Here is a 26774-nt window from a genome sequence, read left to right as displayed (position 1 = left end):
AGATCAGGGCTTTTTCATGTCCGGCATCAGCGCGGGTTACAGGCCATTGGCAGCCTTGAACTCGCGACGGCGACGGTGCAGGACCGGTTCGGTGTAGCCGTTCGGCTGTTTGGTGCCCTCGATCACCAGTTCGACCGCCGCCTGGAAGGCGATGTTGCTGTCGAAGTTAGGTGCCAGCGGACGGTACAGCGGGTCGTTGGCGTTCTGACGGTCCACCACCGGCGCCATGCGCTTGAAGCTTTCCATCACTTGCGCCTCGGTGACGACACCGTGGCGCAGCCAGTTGGTGATGTGCTGGCTGGAGATACGCAGCGTCGCACGGTCTTCCATCAGGCCGACGTCGTTGATGTCCGGCACCTTCGAGCAACCCACGCCCTGGTCGATCCAGCGCACCACGTAACCGAGAATGCCCTGGGCGTTGTTGTCCAGTTCGTTCTTGATCTGTTCCGGGGTCCAGTTCGGGTTGACCGCCAGCGGGATGGTCAGGATGTCATCGACCGAAGCGCGAGCACGTTTGGCCAGCTCGGCCTGACGGGCGAACACGTCGACCTTGTGGTAGTGCAGCGCGTGCAGCGCGGCAGCCGTCGGCGATGGAACCCAGGCGGTATTGGCACCGGCCATCGGGTGAGCGATTTTCTGTTCGAGCATCGCCGCCATCAGGTCGGGCATCGCCCACATGCCTTTACCGATTTGCGCACGACCTTGCAGGCCGCTGCTCAGACCGATATCGACGTTCCAGTTTTCGTAGGCACCGATCCACTTTTCAGCCTTCATGTCAGCCTTGCGCACCATAGGGCCGGCTTCCATGGAGGTGTGGATCTCATCGCCGGTGCGGTCGAGGAAACCGGTGTTGATGAACACCACGCGCTCGCTAGCGGCCTGGATGCAAGCCTTGAGGTTGACCGTGGTACGGCGCTCCTCGTCCATGATCCCGACTTTCAGGGTGTTGCGCTTGAGGCCCAGCACGTCTTCGATGCGACCGAACAGCTCGTTGGTGAACGCCGCTTCTTCCGGGCCGTGCATCTTCGGTTTGACGATGTAGACCGAACCGGTGCGGGTGTTCTTGCGCGAAGTGTTGCCGCTCAGGTTGTGCATCGCCGCCAGGCAAGTCACCAGGCCGTCGAGGATGCCTTCCGGCACTTCATTGCCGTGCTTGTCGAGGATCGCGTCGATGGTCATCAGGTGACCGACGTTGCGCACGAACAACAGCGAGCGGCCGTGCAGGGTCAGTTCGCTGCCGTCGACCTTGGTGTAGGTACGGTCCGGGTTCATGGTGCGGGTGAAAGTCTGGCCGCCCTTGGAAACGGATTCCGCGAGGTCGCCCTTCATCAGACCTAGCCAGTTGCGGTAGATCACAACCTTGTCGTCGGCATCGACGGCGGCCACGGAGTCTTCGCAGTCCATGATGGTGGTCAGCGCCGCTTCCATCAGGATGTCTTTGACACCAGCGGGGTCGGTCTGGCCGACCGGGGTGCTGGCATCGATCTGGATTTCGAAATGCAGACCGTTGTTCTTCAGCAGGATCGCGATCGGCGCATTGGCGTCGCCCTGGAAGCCGATCAGCTGTGCATCGTTGCGCAGGCCGCTGTTGCTGCCGCCCTTGAGGGTGACGACCAGTTTGCCATCAGCAATCTTGTAGCCGGTGGAGTCGACGTGGGAGCCGGCCGCCAGTGGCGCTGCTTCGTCGAGGAATGCGCGGGCGAAGGCGATGACTTTGTCGCCACGCACCTTGTTGTAGCCTTTGCCTTTTTCCGCGCCGCCGGCTTCGCTGATGGCGTCGGTGCCATACAGGGCGTCGTACAGCGAACCCCAGCGGGCGTTCGAGGCGTTGAGGGCGAAGCGGGCGTTCATCACCGGAACCACGAGTTGCGGGCCGGCGGTACGGGCGATTTCGTCATCGACGTTTTGCGTCGTTGCCTGGAAATCAGCCGCTTCTGGCAGCAGATAACCGATCTCTTGCAGGAAGGCTTTGTAGGCCACGGCGTCGTGTGGTTGACCGGCACGGCTCTGGTGCCAGCCGTCGATACGGGCCTGGAAGTCATCGCGTTTGGCGAGTAGGGCTTTGTTCTTCGGCGCCAGGTCGTGAATGACCTTGTCGGCGCCTTCCCAGAACTTGTCGGCGGTGAGGCCGGTACCGGGAATGGCTTCGTTGTTCACGAAGTCGAACAGGACTTTGGCGACCTGCAGGCCACCGACTTGAACGTGTTCAGTCATTGCTTGCCTCACTCTGCTCAGCTATTTCGCTTTTCAGCTCTTCAATTTAAAAATGAAGCCTCTGGCCATTTAAACCACAAACCCCTCGACCAGTACATGCCATCGCTGGCGGCTGGGCTGGGACCAATCAACGGCTTGGGGGCCTTGCTGACAGGGCTTTCAGGGTTGCGAACGTGCCTTGGGCAGACATCGATCCAACGTTATGTAGTGCGCGCTGCGGCATACTACATGATGCATTGCGGTTGTGAAAATCAGACTAATTACGTCGTTCTGCGACCCCATGACGCATTGCGGTCACGGCGCGGAACGGGATGTTCTCAAAAAACCAACGGATTGTTCCAGTTAAATATAAAAAGTTGTACACGATTTGTGATTTCGAGCGTCTGAGGCGTCTGTCGAACGCTTGCCTATACTTGTTTTTCTATAACAAAAGTCATGACAAGAGGGCTGCGCCATGGATCACCTCGTACTCACCGTCTTCGCGCCGGACAAGCCCGGGCAGGTCGAGCGCATCGCCCAATGCATCGCCGAGCATGGTGGCAACTGGCTGGAAAGCCGCATGTCACGGATGGCCGGGCAGTTCGCCGGGATTCTGCGGGTCGGCGTGCCGGCGGAGGCTTACGACGAATTAGTCGATGCCCTACAAGCTTTGTCGACTCAGGGCATTCGTGTGCTGGTCGCCGAAAGCGGTATTGAACAGGCCTGCACCTGGAAACCGATTGCCATGGAACTGGTGGGCAATGATCGTCCGGGCATCGTGCGGGATATCACCCGGTTGCTGAGCGAGCAGGGCGTGAACCTCGAACGGCTGGTGACCGAAGTGCGCCCGGCGCCGATGAGCAGCGAGCCGTTGTTCCACGCCGAGGCGATTCTGGCGGTGCCGCTGACCCTGTCGCTGGATGTGCTGCAATCGCGCCTGGAAACCCTGGCCGATGACTTGATGGTGGAATTGGTGCTGCGCACCGACCTGTGAAGACGGATCGGGTTATCCAGTTTAAACGTGCACCTGCCTGTGGATAACCTGTAGAGACCGACCGCCAGGCCACGTCCGCCGTGGCTTGGCGAAGATTGATCAAAAAACCGCCAGCATTCAGTGACTTGCACACAAACGGCGGGGATCACGCTGTGGATAACCTTGGGAAGGAACGATACAGGCCACGAGAGCCGTGGCCTGTGGAGGTTTGTGCGTTTTTTGATCAGCTGCGGCGGCGCAGGCTCATCCACGCATCGACGCTGTACACCGCCAGACCGGCCCAGATAAACATGAAGGCAATCAGCGTACTCGACGACAAGTGCTCACCGAACAGCAGCACTGCCTGCAACAGCACCAGCGTCGGTGCCAGGTATTGCAGGAAGCCGATGGTGGTGTAGGGCAAATGCCGCGTGGCCGCGTTGAAACACACTAACGGCACCAGCGTCACCGGGCCGGCTGCCACCAGCCACCAGGCTTCGGAGGTGGTCCAGAACGCAGCTTGCGCACTGGTGGCGGTCGGATTGAACAGTAGCCACGCGAGGGCGATCGGCACCAGCATCCAGGTTTCCACCACCAGCCCCGGCAGTGCCTTGACCGGCGCCTGCTTGCGGATCAGCCCGTAGAAACCGAAGGTCAGTGCCAGCACCAACGACACCCACGGCAGGCTGCCAACCTGCCATACCTGCTGCGCCACGCCGACCGCCGCCAGACCGACCGCCAGCCACTGCATGCGCCGCAGGCGTTCGCCGAGGATCAGCATGCCCAGAAGCACGTTCACCAATGGGTTGATGTAGTAACCGAGGCTCGCTTCCAGCATCCGGCCGTTGTTCACCGACCAGACGTAGGTCAGCCAGTTGGCCGCTATCAAGGTGCCGCTGAGCGCGAGAATCGCCAGGCGTTTCGGGTTGTCGCGCAGCTCCTGCCACCAGCCCGGATGTTTCCAGACCATCAGCAACAGCGCGCCGAACAGCGCCGACCACAACACCCGGTGGATGATGATCTCCACCGCCGGCACTTCGGCGATGGCTTTGAAGTAGAGCGGGAACAGTCCCCAGATGATGTAGGCACTCAGGCCCAGAATGTACCCGCGACGCGGGTTGGCGGCTTGCATGCAGAATCCTTGCTTAGGCAGCTAACAAAGCAGCGATTGTACGGGCAGTTGTATAGACGTGTCGTGTCAGAAAAGCTTCAACGGCTCTTCATTCAATGCCGCCAGTTGTTCACGCAACGCCAGCACCTGATCGCCCCAATACCGCTCCGTGCCGAACCACGGAAAACTGTGAGGAAACGCCGGATCGTCCCAGCGTCGGGCCAGCCAGGCGCTGTAATGCATCAGGCGCAGGGCGCGCAGCGGTTCGATCAGCGCCAGTTCGCGCGGGTCGAAATCGTGGAATTCGTTGTAGCCGTCCATCAATTCCGACAGCTGTCCGAGGCATTCCTGACGATCGCCCGCGAGCATCATCCAGATGTCCTGCACGGCCGGGCCCATGCGGCAGTCGTCGAGGTCGACGATGTGGAACATCTCGTCGCGGCACATCATGTTGCCGGGGTGGCAATCACCGTGCATGCGGATGTTCTGATGCGGCGTGGCGGCGTAGGCGTCTTCCACACGTTTGAGCAGGTCGCGGGCGACGGACTCGTAGGCCGGTAACAGGCTTTTGGGGATGAAGTTGCCTTCCAGCAACGTGTTCAGCGAGGCATGGCCAAAGTTCTGCACGGCCAGCGCTTCGCGATGCTCGAACGGACGCGTTGCGCCGACTGCATGAATGCGCCCCAGCAACTGACCGAGGCGATACAACTGGTCGAGGTTGCCCGGCTCCGGCGCCCGGCCACCGCGACGGGGAAACAGGGTGAAACGGAAACCGGCGTGTTCGTGCAGGGTCTGGCCGTTGTGGATAAGTGGCGCCACCACCGGGATCTCGACGTCGGCCAGTTCGAAGGTGAACTGGTGCTCTTCGAGAATGGCTTCGTTGGTCCAGCGCTGCGGGCGATAGAACTTGGCAATCAGCGGTTCGGAGTCTTCGATGCCGACCTGATAGACGCGGTTTTCGTAACTGTTGAGCGCCAGAATGCGTGCGTCGCTCAGAAAGCCGATGCTTTCGACGGCATCGAGCACGAGGTCTGGGGTGAGGGTTTCAAACGGGTGGGCCATGCTGACTCCTGCGCGCAGCAGGCTGCCGCGTCCGGCCCAGCATGGTAGCGCAGACGGGCTGTCTTGAGGGGGATCGTTCCCGCGCAGAACGCGGGAACGATCTGACCGCTGCCGTATCAGGCGCCGACGATCCCGCCATCCTCACGGGTAATCGCCATCACCGAAGAGCGCGGCTTGCCGTTCGGCAAATGCTCGGGGAAGGTCGAGCCGCCGTTCTCGCCTGGATGCTGGATCCCGACAAACAGGGTTTTCTGATCCGGCGAGAAACTGATCCCGGTGACTTCGCAACCGATCGGCCCGACCATGAACCGGCGAATCTCTCCCGTCTTGGGATCGGCGCAGAGCATCTGGTTGTTGCCCATCCCGGCAAAGTCCCCGGCGTTGCTCGAATCACCGTCGGTGAGAATCCACAGTCGGCCGGCCTTGTCGAAACCCAGGCCGTCCGGGCTGTTGAACATGTTCTGCGGGGTGATGTTCGACGAACCGCCCTTCGGCGTACCGGCATGCACGCCCGGGTTGCCGGCCACCACGAACAGATCCCAGGCGAAGGTCTTGGAACCGTGATCGTCGCGGTCGGTGCGCCAGCGCAGGATCTGCCCGTAGACGTTCTTCTCGCGCGGGTTCGGGCCGCCCACCGGTTGCCCGTCTTCGCCGCGTTTGGCGTTGTTGGTCAGGGTGCAATAGACCTGGCCGTCTTTCGGGCTGACCACGATCCATTCCGGGCGGTCCATGCGCGTGGCGCCGACGACGCTGGCCGCCAGACGCGCGTGAATCAGCACTTCGGCCTGATCGGCAAAACCGCTGCTGGCGTCGATGCCGTTCTTGCCGTGGGTCAGTTCGATCCACTGGCCCTGGCCTTTCGGGTGGTCGGGGTTGCCGTCGCCCGCGTCGAATTTCGCCACGTACAAGGTGCCGTGATCGAGGATGTCGCGGTTGGCTTTCGCGTTGCGGTGGTTGATGCGGTCGCGGCTGATGAACTTGTAGATGAACTCGCCGCGTTCGTCGTCGCCCATGTACACCACGGCGCGACCGTCGTCGGTCTCGGCCAGGGCCGCGTTTTCATGTTTGAAGCGACCGAGTGCGGTGCGTTTGACCGGGGTCGATTGCGGGTCGAACGGGTCGATTTCCACCACCCAGCCGTGACGGTTGAGCTCGTTCGGGTTCTTCGCCATGTCGAAACGCGGATCGAACGGATGCCAGTTGATCTCGCGGCTGGCGACCGAGACGCCGTAGCGTTTCTGCGCCGGGTCGAACTGTTGCTGGGCGTTGCTGCTGCCGAAGCAGTCGGTGAAGTTCTCTTCACAGGTCAGGTAAGTGCCCCACGGCGTCTTGCCGTTGGCGCAGTTCTGGAAGGTGCCGAGGACTTTCTTGCCGTGCTTGTCGGCGCTGGTTTTCATCAGCTCATGGCCGGCAGCCGGGCCGCTGATGCGCAGCGGCGAGTTGCCGTGGATGCGACGGTTGTAGCGCGAGCCCTGAACGAACTGCCATTGGCCGTTCTTGCGCGCCACTTCGATCACCGACACGCCTTCGCAGGCCAGGGCCTTGCGCACGTCTTCCGCCGACTGCGGCTGGCCGCCATGGGGGTAGAGGTAGCGGTAGTTGGTGTATTCGTTGTTGATCGCCATCAGGGCGCGATTTTTGTCGTCCGGGAAGGCGAACAGGCTCATGCCGTCGTTGTTGTCGCCGAACTGCACTTCCTGTGCAGCCGCAGTGCCGTTGCCGCTCGGGTCGAAGGCCGGGCCGTTCTTGTGCAGGGGCTGACCCCAACTGATCAGCACCGACGACTTGTAGCCCTTGGGCAGGCTGATGACGTCGGTGGTGGCGGCCGGAATGCTGTCGAAGCCGAGCAGGCGGCTGTTGCCGGCGCTGACACCGGTGGCCAGCGCGCTGCGGCTCAACAGGCTGCCGCCGAGGAACATCGCTGCGCCGCACAGTGCGCCGGCGCCGATGAAACCGCGACGGCTCATGCCGACCATTTTTTCCAGGTCAGTGGATTGGTTTTCTTCTAATAGGCTCACATCAGGCTCCCTGCTTGGTTTTGGCAGCCACCTTAATGAGAGGCGATGACGCTTTTGTTGCAGGAACCCGCGCTAAAGCGGTGTGCCGATCAGCACATTGGACGGCGAGAACTGCACTTGCACCGGTTGTTCGACGGTCAGTCCGTGGGTGCGCAGGTGCAGCGGCTCAGCCAGGGCGCAGAGTGTCTGGCCATTGGGCAGGGCGACGCGTACTTCGCTGGGGCCGTCTTCGGCATCGAGAATGGCTTCGAGGGTACCGCTCAGAAGATTGTGACCAGATGTTGCAGCCTGTTCTCGCCCCAGCAACTCCAGCCAGCCGGCCTTGATCAGTGCTACCACTTCGGTGCCCGGTTGCAGCTCCAGATGCACGGTGCTGTCGTGGGTGATCTGCGCATCGATGCACAGGCCTTCGGCCAGTTCGAGACGGATCAGGTCATTGCGGCCCTGGTGTTCGATGCTGACGACTTTGCCGTGCAATTGATTGCGGGCGCTGGTTCGGAGCATCAAACGCCCCAGTAGATCCAGATCGCTGGCGTCTTCGGCAGCTTCCAGCACCTGCGCCTGCAAGGCTTGCAGCTTCTGATAAAGACGCAGCACCCGTTCGCCTTCGCTGGACAGTCTGGCGCCACCGCCGCCCTTGCCGCCGACAGCCCGCTCGACCAGCGGCTTTTGCGCGAGATTGTTCAACTCATCGATGGCGTCCCACGCCGCCTTGTAACTCAGGCCCGCGCTTTTGGCGGCGCGGGTGATCGAGCCCTGTTCGGCAATGTGTTGCAGCAGGGCGATGCGCTGCGGGCGGCGGACAATGTGCTGGGACAACAGGGAAGGCAAGGACATGTCGGGTGCTTTGTGCTGGGTTGATGGTGGAGGAAGTTGGCCGCTTGGCGCGTGTGAGTCAAGCCGCGTCGCCAGGTTTCGGTGTTCGGGCCAGGCAGTAGACGTCGACCCGCGTGGCGCCCGCGTCCACCAGCAGCCGGGCCAATGCCTGGGCGGTGGCGCCGGTGGTCAGCACATCATCCACCAAGGCCAGATGCCGACCTTGTACGTGGGCGTCTGACAAAAGTTCGAAGGCATTGCGCAGATTGCGTTTGCGCGCCTTGGCATCGAGTGCCTGCTGGGCGCTGGTGTCCTGAATTCGGCACAGGATATTTTCTTCACAGGGCAGGTCCAGTTGCTTGCCGAGCCACCGTGCCAGCATTGCCGCCTGATTGAATCCACGTTGGCGCAGACGCTTGTTCGCCAACGGTATCGGTAACAAGGCATCGGGGCGCGGCAGGCCTTCGTCGAAGCGATGTTGCAGGTATTGTCCGAGAACATCGCCGAGCAGGCGACCAAACGGCCATTTCGCATTGTGCTTGAAGCGGGTGATCAGGCTGTCCACCGGGAAGCCGTAGGACCAGGGCACCGCCACGTGTTCGAAGGCGGGCGGATCCTTCAGGCAGCCGCCGCACGTCAGGCCCGCAGCGGGCAGCGGCAAGGCACATGTCACGCATTGATCACCCAGCCAGGGCAGTTCGGTTTCGCAGGCCACGCAGAGAGGTGTTTCGGTTTCCGCCGGCTCATCGCACAATAAACAGTGCTGGTTGTTATTTAACCAGATGTAAACCGGTCTATCTTGATGTGGTTGACAGTGCATGGCTCTTCCTTAAATATGCCGAACATCCGTGTCGTGCCTGTGGGTATTCCGTTTCCCCAGGCGCAAGCCAAGCATAACCAAGGAATCGCCCATGAGCGCCAGCACCACTGCCACCCTGCGTCACGACTGGTCTTTGGCCGAAGTCAAAGCACTCTTCGTTCAGCCATTCAACGACTTGCTGTTCCAGGCGCAGACGGTGCACCGCGCGCATTTCGACGCCAACCGCGTCCAGGTTTCCACCCTGCTGTCGATCAAGACCGGCGCCTGCCCGGAAGATTGCAAATACTGTCCGCAGTCCGGTCACTACAACACCGGTCTGGAAAAAGAAAAGCTGATGGAAGTGCAGAAAGTCCTCGAAGAGGCTGCCCGCGCCAAGGCCATCGGCTCGACCCGTTTCTGCATGGGCGCGGCGTGGAAGCATCCGTCGGCCAAGGACATGCCCTACGTGTTGAAGATGGTCGAAGGCGTGAAGGCCATGGGCCTTGAAACCTGCATGACCCTCGGTCGTCTCGATCAGGATCAGACCGAAGCGCTGGCCAAGGCCGGGCTCGACTACTACAACCACAACCTGGACACCTCGCCGGAGTTCTACGGCAGCATCATCACCACCCGCACCTACAGCGAGCGTCTGCAGACCCTGGCCTACGTGCGCGATGCCGGCATGAAAATCTGCTCCGGCGGCATCCTCGGTATGGGCGAGTCCCTCGATGACCGCGCGAACCTGCTGATCCAGCTGGCCAACCTGCCGGAGCATCCGGAGTCGGTGCCGATCAACATGCTGGTGAAAGTCGCCGGCACGCCGCTGGAAAACGCTGACGACGTCGATCCGTTCGACTTCATCCGCATGCTCGCCGTGGCGCGGATCCTGATGCCGCAATCCCACGTGCGTCTGTCCGCCGGCCGCGAAGCGATGAACGAGCAGATGCAGGCCCTGGCGTTCTTCGCCGGCGCCAACTCGATTTTCTACGGCGACAAACTGCTGACCACCGCCAACCCGCAGGCCGACAAGGACATGCAGCTGTTTGCGCGTCTGGGCATTCAGCCGGAAGCCCGCGAAGAACATGCCGACGAAGTGCATCAGGCTGCCATCGAGCAGGCGCTGGTGGAGCAGAAGAGCAGCGAGCAGTTCTACAACGCGGCAGTCTGATCGTCCGTTCTTTCAGGCGCTGCCTCGGGCGGCGTCTGCTGATTCATTTGCCACCCGTGAGGCTTGCATGTCTTTCGATCTCGCCGCACGCCTTGCTGCCCGTCGTGCCGAAAATCTCTATCGCCAGCGACCGCTGCTTGAAAGCCCCCAGGGGCCGCAAGTGGTGGTCGACGGTCAGCCATTGCTGGCGTTCTGCAACAACGATTACCTGGGCCTGGCCAATCATCCGCAAGTGATCGAAGCCTGGCGCGCCGGTGCCTCGAAGTGGGGCGTCGGCGGCGGAGCCTCGCATCTGGTGATCGGCCACAGCGGCCCGCATCACGCACTGGAAGCAGCTCTGGCCGACCTCACCGGACGGCCATGTGCGCTGTTGTTCACCACCGGTTACATGGCCAACCTCGGCGCGGTCACGGCGCTGATCGGGCAGGGCGATACGGTGCTGGAAGACCGGCTCAATCATGCGTCGTTGCTGGATGCCGGACTGTTGTCCGGCGCGCGGTTCAATCGTTATCTGCACAACGACGCCGACAGCCTGGCCAAGCGTCTGGAGAAAGCCACCGGTAATACGCTGGTGGTCACCGACGGCGTGTTCAGCATGGACGGTGATCTCGCCGACCTGCCAGCACTGGCCCGAGAGGCCAAGGCCAAAGGCGCGTGGTTGATGGTCGATGACGCCCACGGTTTCGGTCCTCTGGGCTCGAACGGTGGCGGGATCGTCGAGCATTTCGGCTTGAGCCAGGATGACGTGCCGGTGCTGGTCGGTACCCTCGGCAAAGCGTTCGGCACGGCGGGCGCGTTTGTCGCCGGCAGTGAAGAGCTGATTGAAAGTCTGATCCAGTTCGCCCGTCCGTACATCTACACCACCAGCCAGCCACCGGCGTTGGCCTGCGCAACCTTGAAAAGTCTGGAACTGCTGCGCAGCGAACACTGGCGTCGCGAGCATTTGCAGACGCTGATCCGCCAGTTCCGCCACGGCGCCGAACAGATCGGTCTGGAGCTGATGGACAGCTTCACGCCGATTCAGCCGATCATGATTGGCGATGCCGGCCGCGCCGTGCGTTTGTCGCAGATGCTGCGCGAGCGTGGGTTGATGGTCACCGCGATCCGCCCGCCGACTGTGCCCGCCGGCAGTGCTCGGCTGCGGGTCACGCTGACCGCCGCCCACAGCGAGGCGCAGGTGCAACTATTGTTAGAAGGACTGGCCGATTGCTTTGCCCAACTGAAGTCGGAGCCAAGCCATGCGTGATCGTCTGATTCTGCTCCCCGGCTGGGGCCTCGGTGTTTCCCCGCTGGAACCCTTGGCGGCTGCGCTGCGTGGGCTCGACGAACACCTGACGGTCGAAATCGAACCGTTGCCGGAGCTGGAATCCAGCGATCCTGCGGATTGGCTCGACGAACTCGATGAGCGCATTCCCCAGGACGTCTGGCTGGGTGGCTGGTCGCTGGGCGGCATGCTGGCTTCTGAGCTGGCGGCGCGGCGTGGTGAACATTGCTGCGGCTTGCTGACGCTGGCGAGCAATCCTTCTTTTGTTGCCCATGACCAGTGGCCGAGCGCTATGCCGGGGGAAACCTTCGATGCATTTCTGGCCGGTTGCAGTGCTGATCCGCGTCAGACCCTCAAGCGTTTTTCGTTGCTGTGCGCTCAGGGTGCGCAAGACTCTCGCGGCTTGTCGCGACTGTTGCTCGGCGGCGCGCCGAATACTTCACCGATCGCCTTGATGGCGGGTCTGGAGTTGTTGGCGCAGATCGATACGCGCAATGCCTTGCAGGTGTTTCGAGGCCCGCAATTGCATCTGTTTGCCGGGCTGGACGGGCTGGTGCCGGCGGAAGCCGCGGGCGAGCTGTTCGCCTTGCTGGCGGATGTCGAGGTCGGGCTGATCGAGCAGGCCAGCCATGCGTTTCTTCTGGAAGACCCCCACGGTGTGGCCGGTGCGATCCAGGCGTTTTTAAGTGAGTGTGGTGATGACTGATTTGTCTCTTGCTGCGCTGCCCGGCGGCTTGCCTGACAAGCGCCAGGTAGCGGCTTCCTTTTCCCGCGCAGCGGCCAGCTACGACAGCGTCGCCGAGTTGCAGCGTGATGTCGGCACGCAGTTGCTGAATCGTCTGCCGGTGGATTTTCTGCCGCCGCGCTGGCTGGATCTGGGCTGCGGCACTGGCTATTTCACCCGGGCGCTGGCCGAACGTTTTGCTTGTAATGAAGGGCTGGCGCTGGACATCGCCGAGGGCATGCTCAATCACGCCCGGCCATTGGGCGGGGCCGCGCACTTTATTGCTGGCGATGCTGAGCGTCTGCCGTTGCAGAATTCGACCTGTGATCTGATCTTCTCCAGCCTCGCCGTGCAGTGGTGCGCAGACTTCGAATCGGTACTCGGCGAAGCCTTCCGGGTGCTGAAACCGGGGGGGATTTTTGCGTTTGCTAGTCTTTGTGTAGGGACGCTGTACGAATTGCGCGACAGTTGGCGTCAGGTCGATGGCCTGGTGCACGTCAACCGTTTCCGCGAGTTCGCCCGGTACGAGCAATTGTGTGCGGCCAGTGGTCTGCGCACGGTCAGTCTGGAGAACCGGCCACATGTGCTGCATTACCCGGATGTGCGCAGCCTGACGCACGAACTCAAGGCGCTGGGCGCGCATAACCTGAACCCCGGTCGGCCGGGCGGATTGACCGGTCGGGCGCGGATTCTGGGGCTGGTCGAAGCCTACGAGCAGTTCCGTCAGCCGCAGGGCTTGCCGGCGACTTATCAGGTGGTCTACGCCGTGTTGGAGAAACCCGTATGAGCGCAGCCTATTTCATCACCGGAACCGACACTGACGTCGGCAAGACGACGGTCGCCGCCGGGTTGCTGCATGCCGCCCGATCGGCAGGGTTGAGTACGGCGGCGGGCAAGCCGGTGGCGTCCGGTTGTGTCGTGACGCCCAGAGGTCTGCGCAACTCCGATGCCTTGGCGTTGCAGGCCGAGTGCTCGTTGCCGCTGACGTATCAACAGGTCAATCCGGTGGCGTTCGAGCCGGCCATCGCGCCGCATCTGGCGGCCCGTGAGGCAGGCGTGGCGTTGACCGTGCAATCGCTGCTGGCGCCGATGCGCGAGATTCTGGCCATGAACGCCGACTTCACATTGATTGAAGGCGCGGGCGGGTGGCGGGTGCCGTTGGCGGATCAGGACAATCTGTCGGACCTTGCCATTGCGCTGAATCTGCCGGTGATTCTGGTGGTGGGCGTGCGTCTGGGTTGTATCAGCCATGCATTGCTGACGGCCGAGGCTATTGCCCGTGACGGGCTGCAACTGGCCGGTTGGGTAGCGAACATCATTGATCCGAAGACCTCGCGGCTGGAAGAAAATCTGGCGACACTGGCCGAGCGGATTCCGGCGCCGTGTCTGGGGCGGGTGCCGAAACTCAAGGCGGTCAGCGCCGAGGCGGTCGCCGATCACTTGCAACTGGATCTGCTCGACTGATTTTGACTATGGGAAGGCACTGTGCCATTAGTGTTTTTGACGGGTGTTTTTCTGACGCCTCTGGTTCAATGGCACCCATTGATCCTTCCCAAGGATGAGAGCTCCCATGGAAATCTCCGGAAACACAGCTTTTTATGCAGGTCTGAGCAGCATTCAGACCGGGCAGAACCGTGTCGATCAGGCTGCCAGCCAGATCGCCAACAACACCATTGAGCGTTCGGTCACCAGCCAGTCTTCCGAAGCCCAGATTGATCGCCTGCGCGGCGTGGATCGCAGCCAGCAAATGGATCCGGGCAGCGCCATGGCCGAGATGGCCCAGGGCAAGTTTCAAGTGGAGCTGGGCACGAAAGTCGCCAAGGCTTCCGATGAAATGCTCGGTACGATCATCGATACGTTCGCCTGATTTTCTGATATCCGCTTTGCCAGACGCCGCGACTGTTCGCGGCGTTTTTCGTTGTAAGTCCTTCTCCCTCAACTAATCTTTTTTCATTGCACATGGCTCGCCCGGGCGCATGTCGCGGTGCTGTGTCCGGCGTTCGAAAAATGTGATGACGAATGGCAAAAGATCGACGCTTGACAAGATTTCGGCGTAAACGTATGTTTCAAACAACTGTTTGACCGTCACAACAAATCAATGCGGTCGTTCATTCCCGGTTACATCAGCAGAGGTTTATCGCTATGCCTGACTACAAGGCCCCCTTGCGTGATATTCGCTTCGTTCGTGACGAACTGCTCGGCTACGAAGCGCACTATCAGAGCCTTCCAGCGTGCGCAGACGCAACGCCGGACATGGTTGACGCCATTCTCGAAGAGGGCGCCAAGTTTTGTGAGCAGGTGCTGGCACCGCTGAACCGCGTGGGCGACATCGAAGGTTGCACCTGGAGCGAGTCCGGCGTGAAAACCCCGACCGGCTTCAAAGAGGCCTACAAGCAATTCGTCGAAGGCGGCTGGCCAAGCCTGGCCCATGACGTCGAGCACGGCGGTCAGGGTCTGCCTGAGTCGCTGGGTCTGGCGGTAAGCGAAATGGTCGGCGAAGCCAACTGGTCGTGGGGTATGTACCCGGGCCTGTCGCACGGCGCGATGAACACCATCTCCGAACACGGCACCCCAGAGCAGCAAGAAGCCTATCTGACCAAACTGGTCTCCGGCGAATGGACCGGCACCATGTGCCTGACCGAGCCGCACTGCGGCACCGACCTGGGCATGCTGCGCACCAAGGCCGAACCTCAGGCCGACGGTTCCTACAAAGTCTCCGGCACCAAGATCTTCATCTCGGCCGGTGAACACGACATGGCCGACAACATCGTCCACATCGTACTGGCCCGCCTGCCGGATGCACCGGCTGGCACCAAAGGCATTTCCCTGTTCATCGTTCCGAAGTTCATGCCGAATGCCGATGGCACTGTTGGCGCTCGCAACGCTGTGAGCTGCGGCTCGCTGGAACACAAGATGGGCATCCACGGCAACGCCACTTGCGTGATGAACTTCGACGGCGCGACCGGTTTCCTGATCGGCCCGGCGAACAAAGGCCTGAATTGCATGTTCACCTTCATGAACACCGCACGTCTGGGCACCGCGCTGCAAGGTCTGGCCCACGCCGAAATCGGCTTCCAGGGCGGCCTGAAATACGCTCGCGATCGCCTGCAAATGCGCTCCCTGACTGGCCCGAAAGCGCCAGAAAAAGCGGCTGACCCGATCATCGTTCACCCTGACGTACGCCGCATGCTGTTGACCATGAAGGCATTCGCCGAAGGCAACCGTGCGATGGTGTACTTCACCGCCAAACAGGTCGACATCGTCAAATACGGCGTGGACGAAGAAGAGAAGAAGAAAGCCGACGCCCTGCTGGCCTTCATGACTCCGATCGCCAAGGCGTTCATGACCGAAGTCGGTTTCGAATCCGCCAACCACGGCGTACAGATCTACGGCGGCCACGGCTTCATCGCCGAGTGGGGCATGGAGCAGAACGTTCGCGACAGCCGCATCTCGATGCTGTACGAAGGCACCACCGGCATCCAGGCACTCGACCTGCTGGGTCGTAAAGTGCTGATGACTCAAGGCGAGGCCCTGAAAGGCTTCACCAAGATCGTCCACAAGTTCTGCCAGAACAACGAAGGCAACGAAGCCGTTAAAGAATTCGTTGCACCGTTGGCTGCACTGAACAAAGAGTGGGGCGAGCTGACCATGAAGGTCGGTATGGCTGCCATGAAAGATCGCGAAGAAGTCGGCGCGGCCTCTGTGGACTACCTGATGTACTCCGGTTACGCGTGCCTGGCCTACTTCTGGGCCGACATGGCGCGTCTGGCTGCTGAAAAACTGGCTGCCGGTACCACCGACGAGGCCTTCTACACCGCCAAGCTGCAAACCGCGCGCTTCTACTTCCAGCGCATCCTGCCGCGTACCCGTACGCACGTGGCAACCATGCTGTCGGGTGCAAACAACCTGATGGACATGAAGGAAGAGAACTTCTCGCTGGGCTACTAAGCCTTAACGCGGTCGTTCTGAAAACCGCTGCTCCTTCGGGGGCAGCGGTTTTTTTGTGCCCGGATTTCCCCAATCCCGGGGCTGATTCCCCAGCATTGATGACGGCTTTGCTCAGCCGAACCCCTGCGCCTATTGATTCAAGATGTTTCCAGAAGGGTGGCCAATTAATTGCACTGTCCGAATTACCGGTGCTAACGAGAACTGCCTGCTCAAAGAAGCATGACGCCCGGCACTTAACAACAACAGTCAGGGTGAAGCCTATGAACATCAGTCGACTCGCTCGTTTGACCTTCTGGTTACCCATCGCGCTGTCAGTCCACAGCGCATGGGCCGCCGACCCCGCCGAAGTCGATCCCCCGGTGCCGGAAGTCCCGTCGCTGCAATCGTTGCGCGGGATGGTGCCTCCCGATCCTTCCGGGACCGAAGGCGGACGCAAGGTCGACCTGATGACCGATTACGTACTCAACCGTTCTGCCGCGATCCTGTTGGGCAAGGCGTTGTTCTGGGACATGGAGATCGGCAGCGACGGCGCGACTGCGTGCGCCTCCTGTCACTACCATGCCGGTGTCGATCACCGCATCACCAACCAGCTCAACCCCGGCCAGGCCAACACCAACGCCAACGTCGCGTCGATTTTCAACAAGCCGTTTGTGGCTTCCGACATTCCCGGCGACGTGGCGACCTACGCCACGTTGTCCGGCGGCAAGGGTGGCCCGAACTACACGCTGAAAAAAACCGACTTCCCGACCCACGTGCTGAGTAATCCACTGGAGCGCAACTCGCCGATCGTTTACTCGACCGACGATGTGGTCGGTTCCCAAGGCGTGTTCGACGCCAACTTCGTCAAACCCAACCAGCCACGGTTCGACAAGTGCACCCAGCAGCCGGACGGCCTGTTTCAGGTCGGCGGCATCAACGTACGGCGCAGCACCGGTCGCAACGCGCCGTCGGTGATCAACGCCGCGTTCAACGTGCGCAACTTCTGGGACGGTCGGGCCAACAACGTGTTCAACGGATTTTCGCCGTTCGGCAATCGCGACCCGGATGCGGGGATCTACGTGACCAGCGAGCGCAGCACGGTCGCCACCAAAGTCAGGCTGGCGCTCAACGATGCGTCTGCCGCCTCGCAAGCCGTCGGCCCGCCCGGCAGCCCGGTGGAAATGTCCTGCGGCGGCCGTACCTTTGCCGACATCGGTCGCAGGATGCTCGACACCCTGATGCTCAAGCAGCAACGGATTTCCTCCAGTGATTCGGTGCTGGGGCCAGTGTCCGGCGCACGGCGTCCGACTTATCGCGAACTGATCAAGAATGCCTTCCAGCCCCGGTTGTGGAACGCCACGCAAAACGTCTCGGTGGGCGGCGCGCCGTACACCCAGATGGAGGCCAACTTCCCGCTGTTCTTTGGCCTGGCAATTCAGATGTACGAAGCCACACTGGTGTCCGATCAGGCGCCAATCGATGCCTACCTGCAAGGTGACCACACCGCGATGAACGCGCAGCAGGTCGAGGGGATGAACCTGTTCCTCGGCAAAGGCAAATGCGTCAATTGCCACGGCGGCGCGGAGCTGACCAACGCGGCCAGCCGCTTGCTGATGCACCCGCGTGAACGTATCGAGCGCATGGTGATGGCTGACAACCTGACCACCCTTTACGACAACGGCTTCTACAACACCGGTGTGCGGCCGACTTCGGAGGATCTGGCCCTCGGTGGCGCGGATGCCTGGGGCAATCCGTGGTCGTTCACCCGTCAGTACAACACCGTGTTGCAGGGCGGCCGGACGGTCGATCCGCTGGATGTCGACGTGTGCACCTTCGAAGCGCCGCTAAGTGCAGCGATTCCGTGCGACGCCACGCTCAAGCCGAATGTCGGGTTCCGCGATTCGGTCGACGGCGCGTTCAAGACGCCAACGCTGCGCAACATTGCCCTGACCGGTCCGTACTTCCACAACGGCAGTCGCGCCACGCTCAAACAGGTCATGGAGTTCTACAACCGTGGCGGCGACCGGCGCGGCGAGGACGCCAACAACACCAGCGGGTTCGAGCACCCGGCGGTGAATCAGCACAACACCTCCAACCTCGATCCGGACATGACGGCGCTGAACCTGACGCCTGACGAAATTGACGCCCTGGTGAAATTCATGGAAGTCGGCCTGACTGATCCGCGCGTCGCCTGGGAACGGGCGCCATTCGATCATCCGTCGCTGGTCATCCCGCAGGGCCACATCGGGGATGAGAATGCCGTGACCCAGCGCCCGGCCAGTCCGAAGGTCACGACTCGTCAGGCAACGGATGCATCGCTGAATCTCAAGCCTTACGGCGCTGAAGGCCGGCCGGCGGCGGAGGGGCCGTTGCAGCCGTTCTACAACGATCTTTGAGTGGAAATGATCGTCATGGCCATCAAGCATGATGGCCATGACGAAAGTTTCATGCTTCTCAGGCAAAAAACCTTGATTGAAGGCTCAGAAACCGAGGGATTCGGCCGTTAAAGAGACAGCCTGTGATCTGGATCACATTGTGTGTGCTTAACTGGCCACATTGCAGGCACAATGCCATCTCTTTGCCAAGACGGTCGGAGCTTTACCCTTGCCGCGTTCTTCCGCTGTACGTTTCAGTCATTTCATACCTTCACTGCTGTTGTTGCTTGCGGGGTTGGCGGCTGCGTACGTCAAAGACCTCAACGTGTTCTTCACCTCGCTGTTCAACGTGCTGCCAACCCTGGTGCTGTTGCTGGGCGGGTCGTATTGCGCGGTTTATCGACGCCAGCGCGAACTGTTTCTGATGGTCACGGTGTACATCGCCTACTTCCTGCTCGACACCCAGACCGACTATTACCGCGATAACGGCAAGGTGCGCGAAGACGCGGCCGTGGTGTTCCATCTGGTCTGCCTGCTGTTGCCCTTGTTGTTCGGGCTGTTCGCTGCGTGGCAGGAGCGCACGCACCTGTTTCAGGACATGGTGGCGCGGTTTGCCGTGCTGCTGGCGTTTGGCAGCGTGGCGCTGGGGCTTGAGCAAAGCTACCCACAGGCGTTGCTGATGTGGCTCTCGGAGATTCGCTGGCCAGCCCTGCACGGCGCATGGATGAGCCTGATCCAGATGTCCTATCCGGTGTTCCTCTCGGCGTTCCTGTTGCTGGCCTGGCAGTACTGGCGCAACCCGCGACCGCTGCACGCGGCGCAACTGGTGGGGTTGCTCGGAGTGTTCTGGATGCTGCCGAAAACCTTCATCCTGCCGTTCACCCTGAACATCATGTGCAGCCAGGTGATGCTGATGATTGCGGCGGCCGTAGCGCACGAGGCTTACCAAATGGCCTTCCGTGACGAGCTCACCGGCCTGCCGGGCCGTCGCGCACTCAACGAGCGCATGCAGCGTCTGGGGCGCAACTATGTGCTGGCGATGAGCGACGTCGATCATTTCAAGAAATTCAACGACACCCACGGTCACGACGTGGGTGACCAGGTCCTGCGACTGGTGGCCAGCAAGCTGTCCAAAATCAGCGGTGGCGGTAGGGCGTATCGCTACGGGGGTGAGGAATTCGCCCTGGTGTTTGCGGGCAAGACCCTTGAAGAGTGCATGCCGCACCTGGAAGTCATCCGCGAGTCGATCGCGTCCTACAACATCCAGTTGCGCAACCAGGAAAACCGCCCGCAGGACGACCAGCAGGGTCGCCAGCGTCGGGCCGGTTCCGGTGCGTCCAGTGTGTCCGTCACGGTGAGCATCGGCGTCGCCGAGCGTGTGGAGCAGCGTAACCCGGAGCAAGTGCTCAAATCCGCCGACGAAGCGCTCTATGCCGCCAAAGGAGCAGGGCGGAACTGCGTGATGGCGTTCGGTCAGAACCGTCGTGGCGCGGTGCGCATGGACAGCGCCGCAGGTTGAGTGATGACGGCGCATTCAGCGTCTGGACAGTGATTGTGGGGCAGGGTGGCCGGCAGTAGGTTGGAGAAATCTGCTGAAGGAGAAGCCACCATGCCCGAGTACAAAGCACCCCTGCGCGACATGCGCTTTCTGATCGACCACGTCTTCGACTTTCACACCCAGTACGCGGCCCTCGGCGCCCACGACGCCAGCCCGGACATGGTCAACGCGATCCTCGACGAAGGCGCGAAGTTCTGTGAGAACGTTCTGGCACCGCTCAATCGCAGTGGTGACGAAGAGGGCTGCCATTTCGACAACGGCGTGGTGACAACGCCTACAGGCTTCAAGCAGGCCTTCGCACAATACGTGGAAGGCGGCTGGCACGGTCTGGCGGCAGACCCGGCTTACGGCGGTCAGGGCCTGCCGAGCTCGCTGGGGCTGGTGATCAGCGAAATGGTCGCCTCCAGCAACACTTCCTGGGGCATGTACCCGGGCCTGACCCACGGCGCCATGTCGGCGATCCACGCCCACGGCACCGAGGAACAGAAAAACACCTATCTGCGTAAACTCACTGCGGGCCAGTGGACCGGCACCATGTGCCTGACCGAAGCCCATTGCGGCACCGACCTGGGCATCATCAAGACCCGCGCCGTACCCCAGGCCGACGGCAGTTATGCGGTCACCGGCAGCAAGATTTTCATCTCCGCCGGCGAGCACGACATGAGCGACAACATCATTCATCTGGTGTTGGCCAAACTGCCGGACGCGCCGGCCGGGACCAAGGGGATTTCGCTGTTCATCGTGCCGAAATTCCTGCCGGATGCAGCCGGTGAGGCGGGGGAACGCAACGGCGTTTCCTGCGGTTCGATCGAGCACAAGATGGGCATCAAGGCCTCGGCCACCTGCGTGCTGAACTTCGATGACGCCAAAGGCTTCCTGATCGGCGAGCCGAACAAAGGCCTGAACTGCATGTTCACCATGATGAACCATGCGCGCCTCGGCACCGGGATGCAGGGCCTTTGTCTGGGCGAGGCGAGTTTCCAGGGCGCAATCAAATACGCCAACGACCGTCTGCAGATGCGCGCCCTGACCGGCGCCAAAGCCCCGGACAAACCGGCGGATCCGATCATCGTCCACCCGGACGTTCGACGCATGCTGCTGACCATGAAAGCCTTCAACGAAGGCAACCGCGCGCTGACCTATTTCACCGCGCAAATGCTCGATGTCGCGCACCTGAGCCCGGACGCCGACGCGCGTCAGGACGCTGAAGATCTGTTGGCGTTCCTGACCCCGATCTGCAAGGCATTCATGACCGACACCGGTCTGGAGGTGACCAACCACGGCATGCAGGTGTTCGGCGGCCACGGTTTTATCCGCGAGTGGGGCATGGAGCAACTGGTCCGCGATTGCCGGATTGCGCCGATCTACGAGGGCACCAACGGCATTCAAGCGCTGGATCTGCTGGGGCGCAAAGTCCTTGGCAGCCAAGGCAAACTGCTGCGCAACTTCACCAAGATCGTCCACAAGTTCTGCGCCGCCAACGCCGGGCATGCGCAACTGGGCGGGTTTGTGGCGCAACTCGATAGCCTCAACCAGCAGTGGGGCGAGCTGACCATGCAGGTCGGCATGGCCGCGATGAAGAATCCGGATGAAGTCGGCGCCGCGTCGGTGGATTACCTGATGTACAGCGGTTACATCGTCCTCGGCTATCTGTGGTTGCGCATGGCGCTGGTCGCCCAGGCACAGCTGGAGTCGGGCGAGGGTGATGGCGATTTCTGCCAGGGCAAACTGGCGACGTGCGAGTTTTACTTCAAGCGGTTGTTGCCACGTACTGCGGCGCATCGCGCGGCGATCGAGGCGGGCAGTGATTGCCTGATGAAATTGCCGGCGCAGTTGTTCTCGCTGTAACACGCCACTGTTAAACAAAAGAGCCCGCTGATTGCGGGCTTCTTTATGGCTGATTGCTGGTGACTAAAAATAACAAATCAGTCACCGCCTGACCCTATGTGTCGCAAAAGTTGTTGGGTTACACTCCAGCTCAACGAAATCACCTTTCCACGAATCACCTGTTTAGATCTTTGCGAGGTTTGCCATGGCTGACTACAAAGCGCCGCTGCGCGATATGCGCTTCGTCCTCAATGAAGTGTTCGAAGTCGCCAAACTCTGGGCCGAACTGCCGGCCCTGGCCGAGACTGTCGACGCGGAAACCGTCGAAGCGATTCTCGAAGAGGCCGGCAAGGTCACCAGCAAAAGCATCGCGCCCCTGAGCCGTGCGGCCGACGAAGAAGGCTGCCACTGGGCCGACGGTGCCGTCACCACGCCGGCCGGTTTCCCACAGGCCTATCAGACTTATGCCGAAGGCGGCTGGGTTGGCGTTGGTGGTGATCCTGAATACGGCGGCATGGGCATGCCGAAAGCCGTGTCGGCCCAGGTCGAAGAAATGGTCAACTCCGCCAGCCTGTCCTTCGGTCTGTATCCGATGCTGACTGCCGGCGCCTGCCTGTCGATCAACGCCCACGCCAGCGAAGAGCTGAAAGCCGCTTACCTGCCGAACATGTACGCGGGGATCTGGGCCGGTTCCATGTGCCTGACCGAGCCGCATGCCGGCACCGACCTGGGCATCATTCGCACCAAGGCCGAGCCTCAGGCCGACGGTTCCTACAAGGTCAGCGGCACCAAGATCTTCATCACCGGCGGTGAGCACGACCTGACCGAAAACATCATCCACCTGGTGCTGGCCAAGCTGCCGGACGCGCCGGCGGGGCCGAAAGGCATTTCGCTGTTTCTGGTGCCGAAGTTCATGGTCAATGCCGATGGCAGCCTTGGCGCGCGCAACCCGGCGAACTGCGGTTCGATCGAACACAAGATGGGCATCCAGGCTTCGGCCACTTGCGTGATGAACTTCGACGAAGCCGTGGGTTACCTGGTCGGCGAGCCGAACAAGGGCCTGGCCGCGATGTTCACCATGATGAACTACGAGCGTCTGGGCGTCGGTATCCAGGGTCTGGCCACCGGCGAGCGCTCGTACCAGAACGCCATCGAATACGCCCGCGACCGCCTGCAAAGCCGTTCGCCGACCGGCGCGCAGAACAAGGACAAGGTTGCCGACCCGATCATCGTCCACCCGGACGTGCGTCGCATGCTGCTGACCATGAAAGCCTCGAACGAAGGCGGCCGTGCGTTCTCCACCTACGTGGCGATGCAACTCGACACCGCCAAGTTCAGTGAAGACGCTGCCACCCGTAAACGTGCCGAGGACCTGGTTGCCTTGCTGACGCCAGTGGCCAAGGCGTTCCTGACCGATCTGGGTCTGGAAACCACTGTCCATGGCCAGCAGATCTTCGGCGGCCACGGCTACATCCGCGAGTGGGGCCAGGAGCAACTGGTGCGTGACGTACGCATCACCCAGATCTACGAAGGCACCAACGGCATTCAGGCGCTGGACCTGGTAGGTCGCAAGATCGTCGGCAGCGGCGGCGCGTTCTACAAACTGTTCGCCGACGAGATCCGCCATTTCACCGCGACTGCCAGTGCTGATCTGGGTGAGTTCACCAAGCCGCTGAATGACGCCGTCGACACCCTCGACGAACTGACCTCGTGGCTGCTGGACGTGGCGAAAACCAATCCGAACGAAATCGGTGCGGCGTCGGTCGAGTATCTGCAGGTGTTTGGCTACGTGTCCTACGCCTACATGTGGGCACTGATGGCCAAGGCATCGCTGGGCAAAGAAGCGCAGGACGATTTCTACGCGAGCAAACTCGGTACTGCGAGGTTCTATTTCGCCCGTCTGCTGCCGCGGATTCACTCGTTGAGCGCGTCGGTCAAGGCTGGCAGCGAGTCGCTGTTCCTGTTGGATGCCGGGCAGTTCTGATGATGTAACGTCATGTAAGCAATCTCTTACATGACGTGCTGCTGTTCTCCCATATGCGCAAATTGGATCCAGAGCTAATCTACATTTCATGGACGTCGCGCAGGAAGCGCAAAGCAACAACACGGACACGTAGGATTCTGCCAGGGTGGCGGAGTGAAATGGATGTCAGGGAAACAGTCTGCAAAGCCCCGCTTCGGCGGGGTTTTCTTTTGCCCGTAGAAAAGTTTTCAGCTCAGCGGATCCATGGCCGGCGTGCCTTTGAGCGGTTTGTCCTCGCGCTGCATCACTTCCTCCAGCAAGGTTCGCAGCAAGGCCAATGGCGCCTGCTGGCGTTGTACGTCGCGACATACCAGCCCGACCTTCAACGGCACACGCGGCTCACTTAGCGGTTTCCACAGCAGATCCTGATCGTCGTACTCCTTTTGCGAACGACCGGGCAGCACCGTCGCCAGACGTGTGTGCGGCAGGCTGTCGAGAATCCCCACCATATTGTTCAGTTCCGCCTGCACTTGCGGGCGACGTCCGAGGCTGGCCAGTTGCGCCTGCCAGATCTGGCGGATCTGGAATTCTTCGCCCAGCAGCAACATCGGCAGTTCGGCGGCCTGGCTCATTGAAACCTTCTTGAATTCACGCAGCGGATGATCCGCCGGGATGACCAGCGTCAGTTCATCTTCGTACAGCATCACGCCGTGCAGCCCGGGCTGGCGTGGCGGCAGATAACTGATGCCAATGTCCAGCGAGCCATTGAGCAGGCGCCGCTCGATCTCCAATCCGGTCAGTTCATAAATCTGTACTACCAGATGCGGCTGGGCCTTGCGCACCCGTTCCAGCATTTGCGGCACCAGACTGGTGTGCACGGTTTGCAGTACGCCAATCGCCAGCGTGCGCAGCGCCTGCCCCTTGAAGTTGCCCAGCGCCTCACGCGCGCGTTGCATGCCGTCGAGCAGTGGCAGGGCGTGGTTGTACAGCGTATGGGCGGCGAGGGTCGGCAGCAGGCGCTTGCTGCTGCGTTCGAACAGGGTGACGTCGAGGTTCTGTTCCAGGTGGCGGATCTGCTGGGACAGCGCCGGTTGGGATATCGACAGACGTTCGGCGGCACGTCCGACGTGACCTTCTTCGTAGACCGCGACGAAATAACGCAGTTGTTTGAAATCCATAAGTAACACTTATCGAAAATGCTGGGAAATCGAAATGGCCGGCGGCCGTGTGTGAGCCTAGTCTAACCGCATCCACGGGGCTTACAGGGCCGGAAAGGGCAATGACCAGCGATTGTTTCGATAACGATTACATAGGCAGTTCAAAAAACCTCCAGCGAGGCTTTTTGCAATGAACCTGTTCAGCCTGCGGCGCCAGACACCAAGCCTCGATGACCTGGCTTTTGAAACCCATGAATCGGATGCCGCTGACGGCCTGAATGCCGAGCGGCTGATGCCCAGCGTCGAACGCCCGCAACAAGTATTTGTTCGCGGCCAGGGTTCCTGGTTGTGGGACAGCAATGACCGCGCCTATCTGGACTTTTCCCAGGCCGGTGGCGCCAACAGCCTCGGCCACAGCCCTTCGGCACTGGTCAAAGCTATCGCCAGCCAGGCCCAGGCCCTGATCAACCCCGGCTTCAATCTGCACAATCGCGGCATGCTCAGCCTCGCCGAGCGTCTGTGTGCCAGTACCTCAAGCGATCAAGCATATTTGCTCAACAGTGGCAGCGAAGCCTGTGAAGCCGCAATCAAGCTGGCGCGTAAATGGGGTCAACTGCATCGCGGCGGCGCCTCGCGGATCATTGTCGCCAGACAAGGCTGCCACGGACGTAGTCTGGCGACGATTTCGGCGTCGGACAGTTGCAACCTGCACAATCGCTTTGCGCCGCTGCTGCCGGGCTTTGATCTGGTGCCGTTCAATGACCTGCCAGCGCTGCATGCAGCGGTCGATGCGCAGACCGTGGCGATCATGCTCGAACCGATCCAGAGCGATGCCGGTGTGATTCCAGCGACCGAGCATTACCTCAAGGGTGTTGAACGCCTGTGCCGTGAGCTGGGGATTCTGCTGATTCTCGACGAGGTGCAGACCGGCATCGGCCGCTGCGGCACCTTGCTCGCCGAACAGTCCTACGGCGTGCGCGCCGATATCGTCGTGCTCGGCAAAGGCCTCGGCGGTGGCGTGCCACTGGCGGCATTGCTGGCGCGAGGCAAGGCCTGCTGTTTCGACTCCGGCGAGTTGGGCGGTACTCATCACGGCAACGCGCTGATGACCGCTGCAGGGCTGGTGGTGCTCGACAGCGTGCAGGACCGCGCATTCCTCGAACAGATCCGGGACAACGGCCAGCATCTGCGCGAAGGGCTCGCTCGTCTGGCCCATCGTTATGAACATGGCGAGTTGCGCGGGCAAGGGCTGTTTTGGGGACTGACCTTGTCGGAAGATTCCGCCGAGGCCGTCGTCAAAGCGGCGCTCCATGAAGGCTTGCTGCTCAACGCCCCACAGGCCAACTGCCTGCGCTTTACCCCGGCGCTCACCGTCAGCAAGGCCAATATCGACGAGATGCTCCTGCGCCTGGCGCGCGCCTTCTCCCGGGTACGCACCGCGCAACTGCAATGCCGCAAAGGGATTGCCGTCTGACCTGAAGTTTTCCACCCGAATTCAAGAACCGTCTCGCGGTATAACGCACGCCCCACGCCTGATTCTTTTGGCGTGGGGCGTTTTTTTGTGGCCGGGTAATGGCATTCAAATGGCGAGATCGCGGGTTGTACTGAACCCTGACAAACGGCACAGGTCGATTAGCTTGTATGGCTCAGTCGAGCCAACCCCCAATCAGGAGCTGCCCCATGGACTTCATTCGAATCATCATCGCCATTCTGTTGCCGCCACTGGGTGTGTTTCTGCAGGTCGGGTTCGGCGGTGCATTCTGGCTGAACATTCTGCTGACGCTGTGCGGTTACATCCCGGGGATCGTGCATGCGGTGTACATCATCGCCAAGCGCTGA

At 61.2% G+C, this 26774-nt stretch carries 21 protein-coding genes; 14 read left to right on the top strand and 7 right to left on the bottom strand.

Annotation, left to right across the window (positions count from 1 at the left end; translation table 11 throughout):
• Positions 1 to 36 precede the first annotated feature (36 nt).
• Positions 37 to 2214 carry a malate synthase G gene (locus AC07N4_RS15460; RefSeq protein WP_493065737.1) on the bottom strand — a complete coding sequence of 726 codons (2178 nt, stop codon included), beginning with the start codon at positions 2212 to 2214 and terminating at the stop codon, positions 37 to 39.
• Between the two features lie 454 nt (positions 2215 to 2668).
• Here AC07N4_RS15460 and AC07N4_RS15455 point away from each other — a divergent pair, with 454 nt between their 5' ends.
• Entirely contained in the window at positions 2669 to 3187 is a 519-nt protein-coding gene (locus AC07N4_RS15455) for a glycine cleavage system transcriptional repressor (RefSeq protein ID WP_085731674.1), read from the top strand.
• Between the two features lie 223 nt (positions 3188 to 3410).
• On the opposite strand, the gene rarD is transcribed toward AC07N4_RS15455, so the two are convergent.
• From rarD to AC07N4_RS15430, 5 genes are all read right to left on the bottom strand, one after another.
• The gene (gene rarD / locus AC07N4_RS15450) at positions 3411 to 4298 is read right to left on the bottom strand and encodes an EamA family transporter RarD (RefSeq protein ID WP_096817833.1); all 888 of its coding nucleotides are present in this window, start codon (positions 4296 to 4298) and stop codon (positions 3411 to 3413) included.
• 66 nt (positions 4299 to 4364) lie between these two features.
• Positions 4365 to 5339, bottom strand: a complete 975-nt coding sequence (locus AC07N4_RS15445) for a serine/threonine protein kinase (RefSeq protein WP_096817835.1) — start codon at positions 5337 to 5339, stop codon at positions 4365 to 4367.
• Between the two features lie 116 nt (positions 5340 to 5455).
• A complete protein-coding gene (locus AC07N4_RS15440) occupies positions 5456 to 7357 on the bottom strand; it encodes a PhoX family protein (RefSeq protein ID WP_096817837.1) in 1902 nt (633 codons plus the stop codon).
• A 72-nt stretch (positions 7358 to 7429) separates the two neighbouring features.
• Entirely contained in the window at positions 7430 to 8194 is a 765-nt protein-coding gene (locus tag AC07N4_RS15435) for a TOBE domain-containing protein (RefSeq protein ID WP_102619768.1), read from the bottom strand.
• A gap of 58 nt (positions 8195 to 8252) precedes the next feature.
• Positions 8253 to 8993: a ComFC family protein gene (locus tag AC07N4_RS15430; RefSeq protein WP_493065738.1), complete on the bottom strand. Its 741-nt coding sequence runs from the start codon at positions 8991 to 8993 to the stop codon at positions 8253 to 8255.
• A gap of 91 nt (positions 8994 to 9084) precedes the next feature.
• Between AC07N4_RS15430 and bioB the strand changes: the two genes are divergently transcribed.
• The 11 genes from bioB (at position 9085) to AC07N4_RS15375 (ending at position 23799) form a co-directional block, all read left to right on the top strand.
• Positions 9085 to 10140: a biotin synthase BioB gene (gene bioB, locus AC07N4_RS15425; RefSeq protein ID WP_085731680.1), complete on the top strand. Its 1056-nt coding sequence runs from the start codon at positions 9085 to 9087 to the stop codon at positions 10138 to 10140.
• A gap of 67 nt (positions 10141 to 10207) precedes the next feature.
• Positions 10208 to 11386, top strand: a complete 1179-nt coding sequence (bioF, locus tag AC07N4_RS15420; RefSeq protein WP_493065739.1) for an 8-amino-7-oxononanoate synthase — start codon at positions 10208 to 10210, stop codon at positions 11384 to 11386.
• Entirely contained in the window at positions 11379 to 12110 is a 732-nt protein-coding gene (locus AC07N4_RS15415; protein ID WP_096817845.1) for an alpha/beta fold hydrolase, read from the top strand. The genes bioF and AC07N4_RS15415 overlap by 8 nt, the downstream gene beginning before the upstream one ends.
• The gene (bioC, locus tag AC07N4_RS15410) at positions 12103 to 12915 is read left to right on the top strand and encodes a malonyl-ACP O-methyltransferase BioC (RefSeq protein ID WP_493065740.1); all 813 of its coding nucleotides are present in this window, start codon (positions 12103 to 12105) and stop codon (positions 12913 to 12915) included. The genes AC07N4_RS15415 and bioC overlap by 8 nt, the downstream gene beginning before the upstream one ends.
• Positions 12912 to 13592: a dethiobiotin synthase gene (bioD, locus tag AC07N4_RS15405; RefSeq protein WP_096817848.1), complete on the top strand. Its 681-nt coding sequence runs from the start codon at positions 12912 to 12914 to the stop codon at positions 13590 to 13592. Before bioC ends, bioD begins: the two co-directional genes overlap by 4 nt.
• A gap of 106 nt (positions 13593 to 13698) precedes the next feature.
• Positions 13699 to 13995 carry a pyrroloquinoline quinone biosynthesis protein PqqE gene (locus AC07N4_RS15400; RefSeq protein WP_085731685.1) on the top strand — a complete coding sequence of 99 codons (297 nt, stop codon included), beginning with the start codon at positions 13699 to 13701 and terminating at the stop codon, positions 13993 to 13995.
• Positions 13996 to 14270: 275 nt separating this feature from the next.
• Positions 14271 to 16076, top strand: a complete 1806-nt coding sequence (locus AC07N4_RS15395) for a phenylacyl-CoA dehydrogenase (protein ID WP_096817852.1) — start codon at positions 14271 to 14273, stop codon at positions 16074 to 16076.
• A gap of 260 nt (positions 16077 to 16336) precedes the next feature.
• On the top strand, positions 16337 to 18451 hold the full coding sequence (locus AC07N4_RS15390) for a cytochrome-c peroxidase (RefSeq protein WP_102619772.1): 2115 nt from the start codon (positions 16337 to 16339) through the stop codon (positions 18449 to 18451).
• A gap of 208 nt (positions 18452 to 18659) precedes the next feature.
• Complete coding sequence (locus AC07N4_RS15385; protein ID WP_096817856.1) at positions 18660 to 19949, top strand: GGDEF domain-containing protein; 1290 nt, start codon at positions 18660 to 18662, stop codon at positions 19947 to 19949.
• Between the two features lie 90 nt (positions 19950 to 20039).
• Positions 20040 to 21836, top strand: a complete 1797-nt coding sequence (locus tag AC07N4_RS15380; RefSeq protein ID WP_102619773.1) for an acyl-CoA dehydrogenase C-terminal domain-containing protein — start codon at positions 20040 to 20042, stop codon at positions 21834 to 21836.
• A 184-nt stretch (positions 21837 to 22020) separates the two neighbouring features.
• A complete protein-coding gene (locus AC07N4_RS15375; protein WP_493065741.1) occupies positions 22021 to 23799 on the top strand; it encodes an acyl-CoA dehydrogenase C-terminal domain-containing protein in 1779 nt (592 codons plus the stop codon).
• 227 nt (positions 23800 to 24026) lie between these two features.
• Here the strand turns inward: AC07N4_RS15375 and AC07N4_RS15370 are convergent, their stop codons facing one another.
• The gene (locus AC07N4_RS15370) at positions 24027 to 24956 is read right to left on the bottom strand and encodes a LysR family transcriptional regulator (protein ID WP_102619775.1); all 930 of its coding nucleotides are present in this window, start codon (positions 24954 to 24956) and stop codon (positions 24027 to 24029) included.
• A gap of 169 nt (positions 24957 to 25125) precedes the next feature.
• Between AC07N4_RS15370 and AC07N4_RS15365 the strand changes: the two genes are divergently transcribed.
• A complete protein-coding gene (locus AC07N4_RS15365) occupies positions 25126 to 26409 on the top strand; it encodes an aspartate aminotransferase family protein (RefSeq protein WP_493065742.1) in 1284 nt (427 codons plus the stop codon).
• Positions 26410 to 26615: 206 nt separating this feature from the next.
• Positions 26616 to 26774, top strand: a complete 159-nt coding sequence (locus tag AC07N4_RS15360) for a YqaE/Pmp3 family membrane protein (RefSeq protein ID WP_003228885.1) — start codon at positions 26616 to 26618, stop codon at positions 26772 to 26774.

The organism is Pseudomonas sp. GW821-FHT09E04, from assembly GCF_059416185.1.
Note: the sequence above shows the minus strand (reverse complement) of the source record. Positions and strands in the feature narration are given on the sequence as shown.

What these genes read in the sequence shown, in the direction of transcription:
- bioC (WP_493065740.1), top strand. Translation starts at nt 12,103, where the DNA reads ATGACTGATTTGTCTCTTGCTGCGCTGCCCGGCGGCTTGCCTGACAAG.
- AC07N4_RS15365 (WP_493065742.1), top strand. Translation starts at nt 25,126, where the DNA reads ATGAACCTGTTCAGCCTGCGGCGCCAGACACCAAGCCTCGATGACCTG.
- AC07N4_RS15400 (WP_085731685.1), top strand. Translation starts at nt 13,699, where the DNA reads ATGGAAATCTCCGGAAACACAGCTTTTTATGCAGGTCTGAGCAGCATT.
- AC07N4_RS15380 (WP_102619773.1), top strand. Translation starts at nt 20,040, where the DNA reads ATGCCCGAGTACAAAGCACCCCTGCGCGACATGCGCTTTCTGATCGAC.
- AC07N4_RS15370 (WP_102619775.1), bottom strand. Translation starts at nt 24,956, where the DNA reads ATGGATTTCAAACAACTGCGTTATTTCGTCGCGGTCTACGAAGAAGGT.
- AC07N4_RS15415 (WP_096817845.1), top strand. Translation starts at nt 11,379, where the DNA reads ATGCGTGATCGTCTGATTCTGCTCCCCGGCTGGGGCCTCGGTGTTTCC.
- AC07N4_RS15435 (WP_102619768.1), bottom strand. Translation starts at nt 8,194, where the DNA reads ATGTCCTTGCCTTCCCTGTTGTCCCAGCACATTGTCCGCCGCCCGCAG.
- AC07N4_RS15445 (WP_096817835.1), bottom strand. Translation starts at nt 5,339, where the DNA reads ATGGCCCACCCGTTTGAAACCCTCACCCCAGACCTCGTGCTCGATGCC.
- AC07N4_RS15430 (WP_493065738.1), bottom strand. Translation starts at nt 8,993, where the DNA reads ATGCACTGTCAACCACATCAAGATAGACCGGTTTACATCTGGTTAAAT.
- bioF (WP_493065739.1), top strand. Translation starts at nt 10,208, where the DNA reads ATGTCTTTCGATCTCGCCGCACGCCTTGCTGCCCGTCGTGCCGAAAAT.
- AC07N4_RS15390 (WP_102619772.1), top strand. Translation starts at nt 16,337, where the DNA reads ATGAACATCAGTCGACTCGCTCGTTTGACCTTCTGGTTACCCATCGCG.
- rarD (WP_096817833.1), bottom strand. Translation starts at nt 4,298, where the DNA reads ATGCAAGCCGCCAACCCGCGTCGCGGGTACATTCTGGGCCTGAGTGCC.
- bioB (WP_085731680.1), top strand. Translation starts at nt 9,085, where the DNA reads ATGAGCGCCAGCACCACTGCCACCCTGCGTCACGACTGGTCTTTGGCC.
- AC07N4_RS15395 (WP_096817852.1), top strand. Translation starts at nt 14,271, where the DNA reads ATGCCTGACTACAAGGCCCCCTTGCGTGATATTCGCTTCGTTCGTGAC.
- AC07N4_RS15460 (WP_493065737.1), bottom strand. Translation starts at nt 2,214, where the DNA reads ATGACTGAACACGTTCAAGTCGGTGGCCTGCAGGTCGCCAAAGTCCTG.
- AC07N4_RS15375 (WP_493065741.1), top strand. Translation starts at nt 22,021, where the DNA reads ATGGCTGACTACAAAGCGCCGCTGCGCGATATGCGCTTCGTCCTCAAT.
- AC07N4_RS15455 (WP_085731674.1), top strand. Translation starts at nt 2,669, where the DNA reads ATGGATCACCTCGTACTCACCGTCTTCGCGCCGGACAAGCCCGGGCAG.
- AC07N4_RS15360 (WP_003228885.1), top strand. Translation starts at nt 26,616, where the DNA reads ATGGACTTCATTCGAATCATCATCGCCATTCTGTTGCCGCCACTGGGT.
- bioD (WP_096817848.1), top strand. Translation starts at nt 12,912, where the DNA reads ATGAGCGCAGCCTATTTCATCACCGGAACCGACACTGACGTCGGCAAG.